Source organism: Pseudomonas sp. SJZ103 (genome assembly GCF_007828335.1).
Taxonomy (GTDB): Bacteria; Pseudomonadota; Gammaproteobacteria; order Pseudomonadales; family Pseudomonadaceae; genus Aquipseudomonas.
This window is the reverse complement of record NZ_VIUN01000001.1, coordinates 204,358-219,448: the sequence shown is the minus strand read 5'-3', so window position 1 is coordinate 219,448 and position 15,091 is coordinate 204,358. Positions and strand designations below refer to the sequence as shown.

11 protein-coding genes are annotated in these 15,091 nt (G+C 61.7%); 7 read left to right on the top strand and 4 right to left on the bottom strand.

Annotated features, from left to right (window positions below; all coding sequences use genetic code 11):
- The first annotated feature begins 9 nt into the window (after positions 1-9).
- From FBY10_RS01190 to FBY10_RS01170, 5 genes are all read left to right on the top strand, one after another.
- Positions 10-726 (top strand): ABC transporter permease, encoded by a 717-nt coding sequence (locus FBY10_RS01190; RefSeq protein WP_145335361.1) that lies wholly within the window; start codon positions 10-12, stop codon positions 724-726.
- Positions 727-746: 20 nt separating this feature from the next.
- Positions 747-1,640, top strand: coding sequence for a glycine betaine ABC transporter substrate-binding protein (locus FBY10_RS01185; protein ID WP_145335363.1), 894 nt, complete (start codon positions 747-749; stop codon positions 1,638-1,640).
- Between the two features lie 12 nt (positions 1,641-1,652).
- Positions 1,653-2,306 carry an ABC transporter permease gene (locus tag FBY10_RS01180; protein ID WP_131698465.1) on the top strand — a complete coding sequence of 218 codons (654 nt, stop codon included), beginning with the start codon at positions 1,653-1,655 and terminating at the stop codon, positions 2,304-2,306.
- Entirely contained in the window at positions 2,303-3,460 is a 1,158-nt protein-coding gene (locus FBY10_RS01175; protein ID WP_053131666.1) for a betaine/proline/choline family ABC transporter ATP-binding protein, read from the top strand. Before FBY10_RS01180 ends, FBY10_RS01175 begins: the two co-directional genes overlap by 4 nt.
- A 459-nt stretch (positions 3,461-3,919) precedes the next feature.
- Positions 3,920-5,083: a type III PLP-dependent enzyme gene (locus tag FBY10_RS01170; RefSeq protein WP_014716890.1), complete on the top strand. Its 1,164-nt coding sequence runs from the start codon at positions 3,920-3,922 to the stop codon at positions 5,081-5,083.
- 49 nt (positions 5,084-5,132) lie between these two features.
- Here FBY10_RS01170 and FBY10_RS01165 read toward each other — a convergent pair whose 3' ends face one another.
- Both FBY10_RS01165 and FBY10_RS01160 read right to left on the bottom strand, forming a co-directional pair.
- On the bottom strand, positions 5,133-5,882 hold the full coding sequence (locus tag FBY10_RS01165; RefSeq protein WP_131698466.1) for a tetratricopeptide repeat protein: 750 nt from the start codon (positions 5,880-5,882) through the stop codon (positions 5,133-5,135).
- A 1-nt stretch (position 5,883) separates the two neighbouring features.
- On the bottom strand, positions 5,884-6,564 hold the full coding sequence (locus FBY10_RS01160; RefSeq protein WP_145335365.1) for a Fe2+-dependent dioxygenase: 681 nt from the start codon (positions 6,562-6,564) through the stop codon (positions 5,884-5,886).
- Between the two features lie 206 nt (positions 6,565-6,770).
- Here FBY10_RS01160 and FBY10_RS01155 point away from each other — a divergent pair, with 206 nt between their 5' ends.
- Together FBY10_RS01155 and FBY10_RS01150 are read left to right on the top strand one after the other, a co-directional pair.
- Positions 6,771-9,074 carry a TonB-dependent siderophore receptor gene (locus tag FBY10_RS01155; protein ID WP_145335367.1) on the top strand — a complete coding sequence of 768 codons (2,304 nt, stop codon included), beginning with the start codon at positions 6,771-6,773 and terminating at the stop codon, positions 9,072-9,074.
- Between the two features lie 132 nt (positions 9,075-9,206).
- Positions 9,207-11,732 carry a sulfite reductase flavoprotein subunit alpha gene (locus FBY10_RS01150; RefSeq protein WP_145335369.1) on the top strand — a complete coding sequence of 842 codons (2,526 nt, stop codon included), beginning with the start codon at positions 9,207-9,209 and terminating at the stop codon, positions 11,730-11,732.
- Between the two features lie 56 nt (positions 11,733-11,788).
- Here FBY10_RS01150 and FBY10_RS01145 read toward each other — a convergent pair whose 3' ends face one another.
- On the bottom strand, positions 11,789-13,330 hold the full coding sequence (locus tag FBY10_RS01145) for an alkaline phosphatase (protein ID WP_145335371.1): 1,542 nt from the start codon (positions 13,328-13,330) through the stop codon (positions 11,789-11,791).
- Between the two features lie 44 nt (positions 13,331-13,374).
- Complete coding sequence (locus FBY10_RS01140) at positions 13,375-15,090, bottom strand: PTS fructose-like transporter subunit IIB (protein WP_131698471.1); 1,716 nt, start codon at positions 15,088-15,090, stop codon at positions 13,375-13,377.
- Position 15,091 lies beyond the last annotated feature (1 nt).

The window sequence follows — 15,091 nt, the reverse complement described above, 5'->3', positions numbered from 1 at the left end:
AGTCCGCCTGTGGCTATTCGCTATGGCAAAGGGCTGATAGGAGGAGTGGTTATCGTCGCTCTCCTGGCCCTGCTGGTCCACTGGATCGGCATCAACACGATCGAACTGTGCCGCGACGATTTGTTGTTTTACCTGCAAGCTCATTTGATCCTTGTTCTAGTCTCCATGCTGGCGGCCCTGATTGTGGGCATCCCCGCCGGTATCCTGCTCAGCCGACCGAACATGGTCGGGCGCGCAGAACGCTTCATGCAGATCTTCAACATCGGCAACACCGTCCCCCCTCTGGCCGTACTGGCCATCGCCCTCGGCGTCCTCGGCATCGGCAGCGGCCCGGCCATCTTCGCGCTGTTCCTCGCCTCCCTGTTGCCCATCGTGCGCAACACCTACGAAGGCCTCAAAAACGTTCAGGGCTCGCTGAAAGAAGCCGCCACCGGCATCGGTATGACCCCGCGCCAGGTGCTGTTTCGTGTCGAACTGCCGAATGCCGTGCCGATCATCATCGGTGGCGTTCGCGTGGCACTGGCGATCAACGTCGGTACCGCACCGCTGGCGTTCCTGATTGGTGCCAACAGCCTGGGCAGCCTGATTTTCCCCGGCATCGCCCTGAACAATCAGCCGCAACTGCTGCTTGGTGCCGCATGCACCGCACTGCTGGCATTGCTGCTCGACGGTCTGGTGACCATGGCCAGCCGCCTCTGGCTGGAACGCGGGTTGCGTCCGTCTTAAGGCTTGGCAAAGGAAATCACATGAAAAGACTGACCTTGATATTGAGCTGCGTCCTGCTGTTTGCAGGTTTTGCGCAAGCGGCTGAAAAACCGGTAATTCGCATCGGCGCACGGGTGTTCACCGAACAGACCCTGCTCGCCGAAATCACCTCCCAGTACCTGCGTACCAAGGGCTACGACGCCCGCGTGACCGGCGGCCTGGGCAGCAACCTGGCGCGCAGTGCCCAGGAAAGCGGGCAACTGGACCTGATCTGGGAATACACCGGCGTGTCGCTGGTGGCCTACAACCATGTGGACGAGAAGCTCGACAGCGAACAGTCCTACGCCCGGGTCAAAGAACTCGACGCGAAAAAAGGCCTGGCCTGGCTGTCGCCGTCGAAATTCAGCAACACCTACGCCCTGGCATTGCCGGAAAACGTGGCCAAGGAATTCCCGCAGATCAACACCATCAGCGACCTGACCCAAGCCCTGGCCCAGAAAACCAAAGGCACGCGCCTGGTGGCCCTGGACACCGAGTTCGCCAACCGTTCCGACGGCATGGGCGGCATGGTCAAGCTGTACGACATGAACCTGACGCGTAAAAACACCCGGCAGATGGACGCCGGCCTGGTCTACACCGCGTTGCGTAACGGCCAGGTGTTTGCCGGTCTGGTCTACACCACCGACGGTCGCCTGAACGCGTTCAAGTTGAAGCTGCTGGAAGACGACAAGCACTACTTCCCGGACTACACCGCCGCCCCGGTGATTCGCCAGCAATACCTCGACCAGCACCCTCAACTGGCCGCCGAGCTCAAGCCATTGGCCGAACTGTTCAACGACGCAACCATGCGCGAGTTGAATGCACGGGTCGACGTCGAGCATGAAAGCCCATCCGCTGTTGCCGCCGATTTCCTGCGCCAACATCCGATCAACTAAGAAGGAGAAGACATGGAATTCCTGAACGCCTTTTCCCATCTTGATTGGGCCCAGGTCCTGCACCTGACCTGGCAGCACATCACCCTGGTCGGTATCGCGGTGATCCTGGCGATTGTCGTCGGCGTGCCCCTCGGCGTGCTGATGACCCGCTTCCCAACCCTCGCCGCCCCCCTGCAAGCCAGCGCCACGGTGCTGCTGACCGTACCGTCCATCGCGCTGTTCGGCCTGCTGCTGCCGTTCTACTCCAAGTTTGGCCAGGGCCTGGGGCCGATGCCGGCGATCACCGCCGTGTTCCTCTACTCCCTGCTGCCGATCATGCGTAACACCTACCTGGCCCTCACCGGCGTTGAACCGGGCATTCGCGAGGCCGCCAAAGGCATCGGCATGACCTTCGGCCAGCGCCTGCGCATGGTTGAGCTGCCCATCGCCGTGCCGGTGATCCTCGCCGGTGTGCGTACCGCCGTGGTGATGAACATTGGCGTCATGACCATCGCCGCCACCATCGGCGCCGGTGGCCTGGGTGTACTTATTCTGGCTTCCATCAGCCGCAGCGACATGTCGATGCTGATCGTTGGCGCCGTGCTGGTCAGTCTCCTGGCCATCTTCGCCGACCTGCTTCTGCAATGGCTGCAACGCTCGCTGACTCCAAAAGGACTGCTCAAATGATCGAACTTCAAAACCTGACCAAGACTTTTCAAAGCAACGGCAAGACTGTTTCGGCCGTGAACGACGTAAGCCTGACCGTCAACGAAGGCGAGATTTGCGTATTCCTCGGCCCTTCGGGCTGCGGCAAGAGCACCACGCTGAAAATGATCAACCGCCTGATCAAGCCGACCTCGGGCAAGATCCTGATCAACGGCGAAGACACCACCGACCTCGACGAAGTGACCCTGCGTCGCAACATCGGCTATGTGATCCAGCAGATCGGCCTGTTCCCGAACATGACCATCGAGGAAAACATCGTGGTCGTGCCCAAGCTGCTGGGTTGGGACAAACAGAAATGCCACGACCGCGCCCGCGAGTTGATGAGCATGATCAAGCTGGAACCCAAGCAGTACCTGCATCGCTACCCGCGTGAACTGTCGGGCGGCCAGCAACAGCGCATCGGCGTGATTCGCGCACTGGCGGCCGATGCGCCGTTGCTGCTGATGGATGAGCCGTTCGGCGCGGTCGACCCGATCAACCGCGAAATGATCCAGAACGAGTTCTTCGAGATGCAACGCGCGCTGAACAAGACCGTGATCATGGTCAGCCACGACATCGACGAAGCCATCAAGCTGGGTGACAAGATCGCCATCTTCCGCGCCGGCAAGCTGCTGCAGATCGACCACCCGGATACGCTGCTGGCACATCCGGCGGATGAGTTCGTCAGCAACTTTGTGGGCCAGGACAGCACCCTCAAGCGCCTGCTGCTGGTGAAAGCTGAAGATGCGGCCGACAACGCCCCGTCGGTGAGCCCGGAAACCCCGGTAGCCGAGGCCCTGGAGCTGATGGACGAAACCGACCGCCGCTATGTGGTAGTCACGTGCGCCGAGAACAAGGCACTCGGCTATGTACGCCGTCGCGACCTGCACCGTCAGACCGGCACCTGCGGCCAGTACCTGCGTGAGTTCAACGCCACGGCGGCGTACGACGAGCATTTGCGCATCCTGTTGTCGCGTATGTACGAGTTCAACCGCTCGTGGCTGCCGGTAATGGATGCGGAGCGGGTGTTCCTGGGTGAGGTGACCCAGGAATCGATCGCCGAGTACCTGAGCTCCGGTAAGTCCCGTGGGGGCAAGACCAGTATTGTCTCCCCTGCCGAGACCGCCCTGGCCTGATCTTATGTGGGAGGGGGCTTGCTCCCGATGGCGGCGTGTCAGTCACTTCATCTGTCACTGATCCACCGGTATCGGGAGCAAGCCCCTCCCACATTTGGTCCGCGATCTGTCAGGGAAATACCTTCAATTATCCCCATCCGGGGAACATCATTCCGTCACACGTGTCGGTTACATAAGTAGCTGCACGCGGTCCCGCGACGAACGCGTGCAAAAACGCGACATTTTTAGTTGATCTATGGCCCCTCACGTCCTAAAGTTCGCGCCGAACGTCCATGCTGGAAACGATCCATCCGGCTCAAGTACTGACGACGAGACAGCAAGGCCAAGGGAAGCGGTTGTTCCCATGGCCTTTTTGCTTTCGGCGACATGCCTTGGGAAGTAGGCGAACCAAAGTGGGGATACGGAGGACGTTCATTTGCACCCATTGATCAATTTAGTTTGCCCTTAGGAGTTCCCAGCATGTCGATCAACGTCGAAGATTATTTCGCGCGCGCCACTTTTGACAAAATGAAGGCGTTCGCCGACAAGCAAGAAACCCCGTTCGTGGTGATCGACACCGCGATGATCAGCCAGGCCTACGATGACCTGCGCGCCGGTTTCGAATTCGCCAAGGTGTATTACGCGGTCAAGGCCAACCCTGCCGTCGAGATCATCGACCTGTTGAAAGACAAGGGTTCGAGCTTCGACATCGCCTCGATCTACGAGCTGGACAAGGTCATGGACCGCGGCGTCAGCGCCGACCGTATCAGCTACGGCAACACCATCAAGAAATCCAAGGACATCCGCTACTTCTACGAGAAAGGCGTGCGCCTGTTCTCCACCGACTCCGAAGCCGACCTGCGCAACATCGCCAAGGCCGCACCGGGCTCGAAAGTGTACGTACGTATCCTCACCGAAGGCTCGACCACCGCTGACTGGCCTCTGTCGCGCAAATTCGGCTGCCAGACCGACATGGCCATGGACCTGCTGATCCTCGCTCGTGACCTGGGCCTGGTGCCGTACGGCATTTCGTTCCACGTTGGCTCGCAGCAACGCGACATCAGCGTGTGGGACGCGGCAATCGCCAAGGTCAAAGTGATCTTCGAACGCCTGAAGGAAGAAGACGGCATCCACCTCAAGCTGATCAACATGGGCGGTGGCTTCCCGGCCAACTACATCACCCGCACCAACAGCCTGGAAACCTACGCCGAAGAGATCATCCGTTTCCTCAAGGAAGACTTCGGCGATGACCTGCCGGAAATCATCCTCGAGCCAGGCCGCTCCTTGATCGCCAACGCCGGTATCCTGGTCAGTGAAGTGGTATTGGTTGCACGTAAATCCCGTACTGCCGTCGAGCGTTGGGTGTACACGGATGTGGGCAAGTTCTCCGGCCTGATCGAAACCATGGATGAAGCCATCAAGTTCCCGATCTGGACCGAGAAGAAAGGCGAGATGGAAGAAGTGGTCATCGCCGGCCCGACCTGCGACAGCGCCGACATCATGTACGAAAACTACAAGTACGGCCTGCCGCTGAACCTGGCGATCGGTGATCGTTTGTACTGGCTCTCGACCGGTGCCTACACCACCAGCTACAGCGCGGTTGAGTTCAATGGCTTTCCGCCGCTGAAGTCGTTCTACGTGTAAGACGGCTGCGCACAAAAAACCCATGACATGTCATGGGTTTTTTTATGCCTCAGGAAAGGCTCACGGCCCGTTGGCGGTAGGCCTCCGCCAGCGCTCTAACCTGCGGATCACTCGCCGCAGCCAAGGCCTTGTGGGCTGTTCGCAGGAACTTGAGATTTCCGCCCGCCAGCGCCTTGCGCAGCCACGCCAACGCCGCCTCGACCTGGCCCCTGTCGGCCAACACCGCCGCATAGCTGAACTGCCCGCGAAAATCCCCGGCCTCGGCTGAACGTCGATACCACTCGACAGCCGCCTCCAGGTCCCTCGGGCAAACCTGAGCGTCTTCCAGATAGCGCCCCAGCAGGTTCATCGACTTGGCATGGCCCTGTTCTGCGGCTTGCCGATACAGGGCCAGCGCTTGCTGTGGGTTCTCGGCAACACCCCGCCCCGTCGCCAGCAGATTGGCATAGTTGTACTGGCCCCAATCCAATCCCGCGTCTGCCGCCAACCGATATTCCCGTGCAGCCGCCGTTTCGTCGATGGCACACCCCCAGCCATGCTCCCGGCAACGCCCGGCCATATTGCGCGCCATTAAATGCCCACCCTGCGCCGCAATCTGGAACCAACGCAGCGCCAGCGCTTCATCGCGCGCTATACCGCGGCCTTCCAGCAGGATTTGCCCGAGCAAGGCTTGGGCATCCACCACGCCCTCCTTGGCCGCGATCAAAATCGCCTGGGCCGCGCGCACCGGCGAGTCGTCGAGCATGCCCTGCAATTGCTCAACGTTGAGCACTTCTTCGCGGCGCAATAAAAAGCCCATGTCAGACCTCGACCCAACGACGCAACAGGTTGTGATAGGTGCCGGTGAGTTGGATCAGGGCCGGGTGATCAGGTACATCGCGGGTCAGTTGCTGGATGGCGCCGTCCATCTCGAACAGCAGCGTACGCTGGCTGTCTTCACGCACCAGGCTTTGGGTCCAGAAAAATGAGGCATAGCGCGCACCACGGGTCACGGCGTTGACTTTGTGCAGGCTGGAGCCGGGGTACAGCACCATGTCGCCGGCCGGCAACTTCACGCGCTGCAGGCCGAAGGTGTCCTGGATCTCCAGTTCGCCGCCGTCATAGTCGTCCGGGTCGCTGAAGAACAGCGTGGACGACAGGTCCGTACGCACCCGCTCATGGCTGCCCCTGGCCTGGCGCACGGCATTGTCGATATGGAAGTCGAAGCTGCCACCGGCTGTGTAGCAATTGAGCAGCGGCGGGAAGACCTTGTGCGGTAACGCTGCCGACATAAAGAGAGGGTTTTTCCACAACCTTTCGAGCATCGCCGCGCCGATTTCCTTGGCCAGTGGGTGGCCTTCGGGCAATTGCAGGTTGTGCTTGGCTTTGGCGGACTGGTGCCCGGCGGTGATTTTGCCATCGGCCCAATCGGCGGTTTCCAGGGCGTGGCGGATGCGCTGCACTTCCTCGCGAGAGAACAGGCCGGGAATGTGCAGCAACATGGGGCAATACCTGTAGGCAAAGAGGCGCTAATGGTATTGATTCTTATCCGCCCTGTAAAACGCCAAAGACGAACGAGATCGTAAAAACCGTAAGCCAAAAGTGTAAAGAATGTAAATTCAGCGCGAATAGTAATGTATCTCAATTGATAGAAAGTCTTGTTCACCCTATATTCCGCCGCCTCACATCCTTGGGGAAAGGACACGTCATGTCGCGCACCACCACAAAAACACCTGTTGCTTCACCCCGTATGCTGGCTTCGGCCATCGGCGTTGCGCTCAGCGCCAGCTCTGTCGCCCATCTGGCGCAGGCGGCCGAAGACACTGAACAAAAAGGCCAGCGCAACAGTATCTCCCTCGGCGCCACCAGCATCACCGGCGAAGAACAGGACAACACCGCTTACCAGGTCGAAAAAGCCTCGTCGCAAAAATACACCGCGCCGCTGGTGGATACGCCGCGCTCGGTGACCGTGGTGCCACAACAAGTCCTCAAGGACACCGCCGCCACCTCGTTGCAGGATGCCCTGCGCACCGTACCGGGGATTACCTTCGGCGCTGGCGAAGGCGGCAACCCGCAGGGCGACCGTCCATTCATCCGTGGTTTCGACGCCCAGGGCGACACCTACCTGGACGGCGTGCGCGACACCGGCGGCCAGAGCCGTGAGATTTTCGACATCGAGTCCATCGAAGTCAGCAAAGGCCCGAACTCCTCCTTCGGCGGTCGTGGCTCGGCCGGTGGCAGCCTCAACCTGGTGAGCAAGACCCCGCAAGCCCGGGACTTCACCAACGGCGGCTTCACTTACGGCTCCGACCAGACCCGCCGCTATGTACTCGATGTGAACCGTCAATTCCTCGACGACAGCGCCGCGTTCCGCCTGAACCTGATGAGCCACGAGCAGAACGTGGCTGGCCGTGACGCTGTAAATTACGACCGCTGGGGCGTGGCCCCATCGCTGACCTTTGGGTTGGGCACGCCGACCCGCGTCAACCTCAGCTACTACCATATGGAAAGCAATGACCTGCCGGATTCGGGCATTCCGTATGGCTACAGCTCTGCGACCGCCACCACCCACGCGCACGACAAACCCACCGACGGCGGCGACAGCAATAACTTCTACGGTCTCAAGGACCGCGACTTCCGCAAGACCCGCGCGGACATCAGCACGTTCTCCATCGAGCACGACCTGAACGACGACATGACGCTGAAAAACACCCTGCGCCATGGCAGCACCGGCCAGGACTACGTACTTACCCAGCCGGACGATAGCCAACGCAACGTCAACCGTTTCGGCACGGTGTGGCGTCGCGCGAACGCTCGCGTCTCCACCACCACGACCACCACCAACCAGACAGATCTGTTCGGCAACTTCCAGGCGCTTGGCTTCAAGCACAGCTATTCCACCGGCCTGGAGTTCACCGGCGAAGAAACCCGCGTCAGTGGTTACACCGTCACACCGAACACCAACCCGACGTGCACCGTGGCCGGCGGCGGCCGGGGTGGCCAATGCACCTCGCTGAGCAACCCGAATCCAGACGATGCCTGGACCGGCAGCATCGCGCGCAACTACAACGGCACCAACACCAAGGCCACCAGCCGTGCCGCCTATGTGTTCGACACCATTGAGCTGGACCCGAAATGGCTGCTGAACGTCGGCCTGCGCTACGACACCTTCGACACCGAAGCAAACATCAACGCAGTGCCCAGCGCGACCGTGAAGGCACGCAGCAAGGTCAAGGACGACAGCCAGTTCTTCAACTGGCAGGCCGGCCTGGTCTGGAAGCCTTTGGAGAACGGCAGCATCTACACCTCCTACGCGACCTCGGCCTCACCGGCAGGTGGACTGGTGGGCGAAGGGGTCGACAGCAATGCGATTCCTACCGGCATCAACACCAGCGACCTCAAGCCCGAAGAAACCGTCAACTACGAGCTGGGCACCAAGTGGGACCTGTTCCACAACCGCCTGTCCCTGTCTGCCGCAGTGTTCCGTACCGAGAAGAAAAACACCCGCATCCTGGTGGACTCCAACACCTACGAAACGGCGGGCGAATCGCGGGTCGATGGCCTGGAACTGTCCGCCAGCGGCAAGCTCACAGAGCTTTGGCAAGTATTCGCCGGCTACAGCTACCTGAAAGCCGAACTGGTTGACCCCGGCAAAAACGGCAACCGCCAGGGCGTCGTCCAGGCAGGTTCCAACAAAGGCAACCAGATGCCCAACACGCCGGAGAACTCGTTCAGCCTGTGGACCACCTATAACGTGACCCCGAAGCTGACCATCGGCGGTGGCGCGTTCTACGTCGATCAGGTTTACGGCGATGCGGCCAACACCGTGTATGTGCCGTCCTACACACGCTACGACGCCATGGCCAGCTATAAGCTGACCAAGAACGTCGACCTGCAACTGAACGTGCAGAACCTGACAGACAAGACCTACTACGACAAAGCCTACGCCTCGCACTTCGCCAACCAGGCGGCGGGCCGCACGGCGCTGCTGTCCACAAGCTTCCACTTCTAAACGGTCAGCAGCCCACAAAGCCCCACGCATCGGATGCGTGGGGCTTTTGCGTGTCAAACAGAATGTTTCTCGACAACCCACGGCATAATGCGCGCCGTGCCCTACATATTCAGATAGACGAGGCGGTCCGACGTGTTGAAGAAAACCCTGTTCCAGTTGCACTGGTTCTTCGGCATCACTGCCGGGCTGGTGCTGGCCTTGATGGGGATCACCGGGGCTGCGATCTCGTTTCAGGATGAGATTCTGCGCGCGCTCAACCCGAGCGTGTTGAGCGTGGAGAAGCGCGAAGCCGGCGTGCTGCCGCCCGCCGAGCTGGTGCGCAAGCTGGAAGCCACCGAAGGCAAGACCGTGTCCATGCTGTGGGTGGAAAGCGAAAGCGGCAACGCCGCCCGCGTGTTCTTCACCCCGCCGCCGGGCGAACGCCGTGGCCAGATGCGCTATTTCGACCCCTACACCGGCGACTACATGGGCGACGCGTTCGGCCAGGATGTGCTCGGCTTTATCCTGCAACTGCACCGCTTTTTGGCCATGGGCGAAACCGGCCGGCAGATCACTGGCGCCTGCACACTGATCCTGGTGTTCTTCTGCCTATCCGGCCTGTACCTGCGCTGGCCGCGCCAGGTCGCCAACTGGCGTGCCTGGCTGACGCTGGACTGGCGCAAAAAGGGCCGCAGCTTCAACTGGGATTTGCATTCGGTGTTCGGCACCTGGTGCCTGCTGGCCTACCTGCTGGCGGCACTGACCGGTCTGTCCTGGTCCTACGACTGGTACAGCCAGGGCCTGACCAAACTGCTGTCCGACGCGCCGCAAAATGAACGGATGCGCAAGCGCGGTCCGCCGCCCGAAGGCCCGTCCCCCGTAGCCAACTACGACGCAATCTGGAGCAGCATCTACAGCACTGCCGGCCCAGGCTTGAGTACCTATAACATCCGCATGCCAGCCGTCGCCGGGCAACCCGCCATCGTCTATTACCTGCTCAAAGACTCACCCCACAACCGCGCACTGAACCAGATCAACCTGGACCCGGCTACCGGCGAGGTCAAATCCCATGACGCGTACGCCGACAAAACCTTTAAGTCGCAGTTACTGACCAGCCTCTACGCGCTGCACACCGGCAGTTATTTCGGCCTGGCGGGGCGCATTATCCTCACCGTCAGCTCGCTACTCATGCCGTTGTTCTTCATCTCCGGCTGGCTGCTGTACCTGGACCGTCGGCGTAAAAAACGCCAGGTGCGCGACGCGCGCAAAGGCCTCAGTGCCAACCGCAGTGATGCCCCGGCCTGGCTGATCGGCTTTGCCAGCCAGAGCGGGTTTGCCGAGCAACTGGCCTGGCAGACCGCCGGACAATTGCAGGCGGCCGGCTTGCCGGTGAAGGTGCAGCCATTGGGCAGTGTCAGCCAGGACGACTTGCGTCAGTCGGAAAATGCGTTGTTCGTAGTCAGCACCTTCGGCGACGGCGAAGCCCCCGACAGCGCCCGCAGTTTCGAGCGCAGCGTGCTCGGCCAGGATCTGTCGCTCAAGGGCCTGAACTACTCGGTACTGGCCCTGGGTGATCGCCAATACGAACACTTCTGCGGCTTCGCCCGTCGCCTGCACTTCTGGCTGACCAACCAAGGCGGCAACCCGTTGTTCGCCCCAGTGGAAGTCGACAGCGGCGACACGGCCGCCCTGCTGCACTGGCAACAACAGCTTGGCCAACTGACCGGCCACGCACCGGCGGCGGCCTGGCCGACCGCCCAGTATGAAAACTGGACTCTGAGCCAGCGCACCCTGCTGAACCCTGGGAGCGCCAGCTCGGGCGTCTACCTGCTGGGCCTCACATCGCCATCGAAACAAAACTGGCTGGCCGGCGACCTGGTGGAAATCCTGCCGCGCAATTGCCCGGGGGCCATCGAGCACTTCCTCCAAGGCCTGGGCCTGACCGGCGCCGACGGCGTGCTGGTCGACGGCCTCGCACACACCCTCAACCAAGCCCTGGCGACCCGCCAACTGCCGGACAACCGCGCACATCTGGTGGGCTTGCATGCCCAAGCGCTGGTGAATGCGCTCGCGCCCCTGGGCATGCGCGAATACTCCATCGCCTCGATTGCCAGCGATGGCGTGCTGGAATTGATCGTGCGTCAGGAACGCCACCCCGACGGCAGCCTGGGTGTGGGCTCCGGTTGGCTCACCGAACATGCCGCCATTGGCTCGACGATCAGCCTGCGCCTGCGCCGCAACAGTGGCTTCCACCTGCCGGACACGCCCATACCGCTGATTCTGCTCGGCAACGGCACTGGCCTGGCCGGCCTGCGCAGCTTGCTCAAGGCACGCATTGCCGAAGGCCAGCAGCGCAACTGGCTGCTGTTCGGCGAACGCACCATCGCCCACGACTTCCTCTGCCAGGACGAGCTGCAAGGCTGGCTGACCAGTGGTGATCTGGCGCTGCTGGACCTGGCATTTTCCCGGGATCAGGAGGAGAAAATCTACGTGCAGGATCGCCTGCGCGAATCCGCCGATGTCCTGCGGAAATGGCTCGCGGACGGCGCGGCGATTTATGTGTGCGGGAGCTTGCAGGGGATGGCGACGGGCGTGGACCAGGCGCTGGTCGACATACTGGGGAGTGAAGCGGTGGAGCGCTTGATCGAACAAGGTCGCTACCGCCGCGACGTCTATTGATGTGATCCAATGTGGGAGGGGGCAAGCCTCCTCCCACATTTGGATCGCATTTCAAGTCAGACCGGTTGCAGTTTTTGCTGGAACACCGAGACCCCATCCAGGTCGCGCAAAATAACGGTCAACTCCGCTGTCTGCCCATCAATCTGCACTTCGCCAAAAAACTGAAACCCGGCAAACGGCGAGGTGTTCTGCGCGGGCGGGGCCTTCTCGAACACCACCTCAGGGCCAAAGGTTTTATCCAGTGGATTGGGGCCGAAGCTGCCCGCATTCAGAGGCCCGGCGACAAACTCCCAGAACGGTTCGAAATCCTGGAACGCCGCACGATCCGGGTGGTAGTGATGGGCCGCGCAGTAATGCACATCGGCCGTCAGCCACACATGGTTGCGCACCTTCTGCGCGCGCAAAAAGCCCAGTAATTCGGCGATTTCAAGCTCGCGACCTTGCGCCGGGCCTGGGTCATTGTTGGCGATGGCTTCCCAGCGCGGCACGCCGGGGCTGACTTCGCCGTCGGGCACGCCGAGGCCGATGGGCATGTCGGCGGCGATCACCTTCCACTGCGCCTGGGACGCCTTGAGTTCGCGCTTGAGCCAGTCCAACTGCTCGCGGCCGAGGAAGGGTTTTTCGCCGCCCAGGTTGTCATCGTTGGGGCCGCGATAGCTGCGCATGTCGAGCACGAATACATCCAGCAGCGGGCCATAGCTGAGCTTGCGGTAAATCCGCCCGCCGCCGTCTGCGCTCTGCCGGCGCATGGGTGAATATTCCAGCCAGGCCTGGCGTGCACGGCCGACCAAGGCATGGATGTCCTTGGTCTCGTAGCGCTCATCGAGCTGCTTGCCAGGGGACCAGTTATTCACCACTTCGTGGTCGTCCCACTGCCAGATCTGCGGCACTTCGGCATTGAAGCGACGCACGTTTTCATCCAGCAGGTTGTAGCGGTAGTTGCCGCGATATTCGTCGAGGGTTTCGGCGACTTTGCTCTTGGCTTCGGTGGTGATATTGCGCCAGATACGCCCGCCCTCGGTGGGCAATTGCGCGGGTACCGGGCCGTCGGCGTAGATGGTGTCGCCGCTGTGGATAAAGAAGTCCGGCAGGCGCAGGCGCATGGCTTCGTAGATACGCATGCCGCCGATGTCCGGGTTGATGCCGAAGCCCTGGCCGACGGTGTCGCCACTCCACACAAACCGGATGTCGCGACGCTGTTGCGGCACGCTGCGCAGATGGCCGAACCACGGCTCGCTGGCGACGCCAGTCTGGGCGTCTTCAAAATGCACGCGGTAGAAAATCGCCTGGTCGGCGGGCAGCCCGGTGAGTTCGACGCGGGCGGTAAAATCGGTGCGGCTGTCGGCCAGGGGCGAGACGAATTTGCGCGGGTTGCTGAACACGCTGCGGGTGTCCCACTCCACCACCATCTTCGCCGGGCGGTCGCTGCGGCTCCAGATCATCGCGCGGTCACCCAGCACATCGCCGGACTGCACACCGTCGGTGAGTTGCGGCCGGTCCTTGACCGAAGCGATCACCGCCGGGGCCAGGCCCGGCAGCAACAGGCCGGCGCCGACGGCTTGCATCACACGGCGACGGCCGAGATCGAAGTGGCTCATGCAGGTGCCCTCTTGAGTATCAAAAGGGCCACTAAAGCATGCGGTTATGACACCGGTGCGACAGCCAGCTCGGCCGCTTCCGGACGCTTGATCAGCGCATACACCAAACCGGTCAGCAGGCTACCGGCGACAATCGCCAGCAAGTACAGCAGCGCATGGTTCATCGCATTCGGAATGATCAACACAAACAGGCCGCCATGGGGGGCGGCCAGTTTGCAGCCGAAGTACATCGACAGAGCACCGGTCAACGCGCCACCGGCGATGCTGGCCGGGATCACGCGCAACGGGTCCTTGGCGGCAAACGGGATCGCGCCTTCGGAGATAAAGCACATGCCCAGAATCATCGCGGCCTTGCCGGCCTCGCGTTCAGTCTGGGCAAACTTGCGTCGCGCCAGGAACGTGGCGATGCCCATGCCGATTGGCGGCACCATGCCGGCCGCCATGGTCGCGGCCATCGGTGCGCCGCTCTGTGCCGCCAGCAAGCCGACGGAAAACGCGTACGCCGCCTTGTTGATCGGCCCGCCCAGATCGACACACATCATGCCGCCCAACAAGATGCCCAGCAGCACCGCATTGGTGGTGCCCATGGTCGCGAGAAAATCGGTCAGGCCTGTAAGCATGCGCGCCACCGGCGGCCCCACCAGGTAGATCATCGCCAAGCCCGTAAACAGGCTCGCCAGCAACGGGATGATCAGGATCGGCTTGAGTGCTTCCAGGCTCTGCGGCAACTTCACCGCACGGGTGATCAGCTTGACGCAATAACCGGCGAGAAAACCGGCGAAGATCCCGCCGATAAAACCGGCCCCCAACGTACCCGCCAACAGGCCACCGATCATGCCGGGGGCAATGCCCGGGCGGTCGGCAATCGAGTAAGCGATATAACCCGCCAGCAACGGCACCATCAGCATAAAGGCACGGTCGCCGACGGTTTTCAGCGCAGCCGCGAGGGTGCCTTCCTGTTCAAACGCATGAATGCCGAACACGAACGACAAGGCGATCAGCAAACCGCCCGCCACCACCATCGGCAACATGAACGACACACCGGTCAGCAGGTGTTTGTAGACGCCGGTTTTTTCTTGCTTGGCCACGGTACCGCTGGCGGCACTTTCCACCGCGCCTTCGGCCAGGGCCTTGTTGAGGGTCGCCTCGGATTGCTTGAGCGCAATACCGGTGCCGCAACGGTAGATCTTCTTGCCGGCGAAACGCTCGGTGGCGACTTCGATGTCGGCCGCCAGCAGTACCACATCGGCATTGGCGATGGCCTCGGGGCTCAACGGCGTACGCGCACCGACCGAGCCCTGGGTCTCGACCTGCAAGTCATAGCCCAGACGTTTGGCGGTCTGTTGCAGGGCCTCGGCGGCCATGAAGGTATGGGCCACGCCGGTCGGGCAGGCGGTAATCGCGACGATACGCGGGGCATGCTTCGACGCAGCCGCTGCTTGGCTGACGACATACTCCTGGGCTTCTTCAGCGCCTCGGCGCAACACCGCTTCGACATCCGCCAGCGCCTGGGCCGGTGTGCTCTGGAACACCCGCTTGCCGACAAACCGCTGCATATCCACCGCGGTGCTGCTGACCAGCAACACCCATTCGGCGTCGTCGATCGTGGCCTGGGACAACTGGCGCTCCGGGCGCTGCACATCCACCACCTCGACGCTGGTGCTCCAGCCCTGGCGTTGCGCGGCGGCGTCCAGCAAGCGGGCGCACAGCACACTGGTGACCATGCCGTTCGGGCAGGCAGTAACAATGGCTAACTTCATG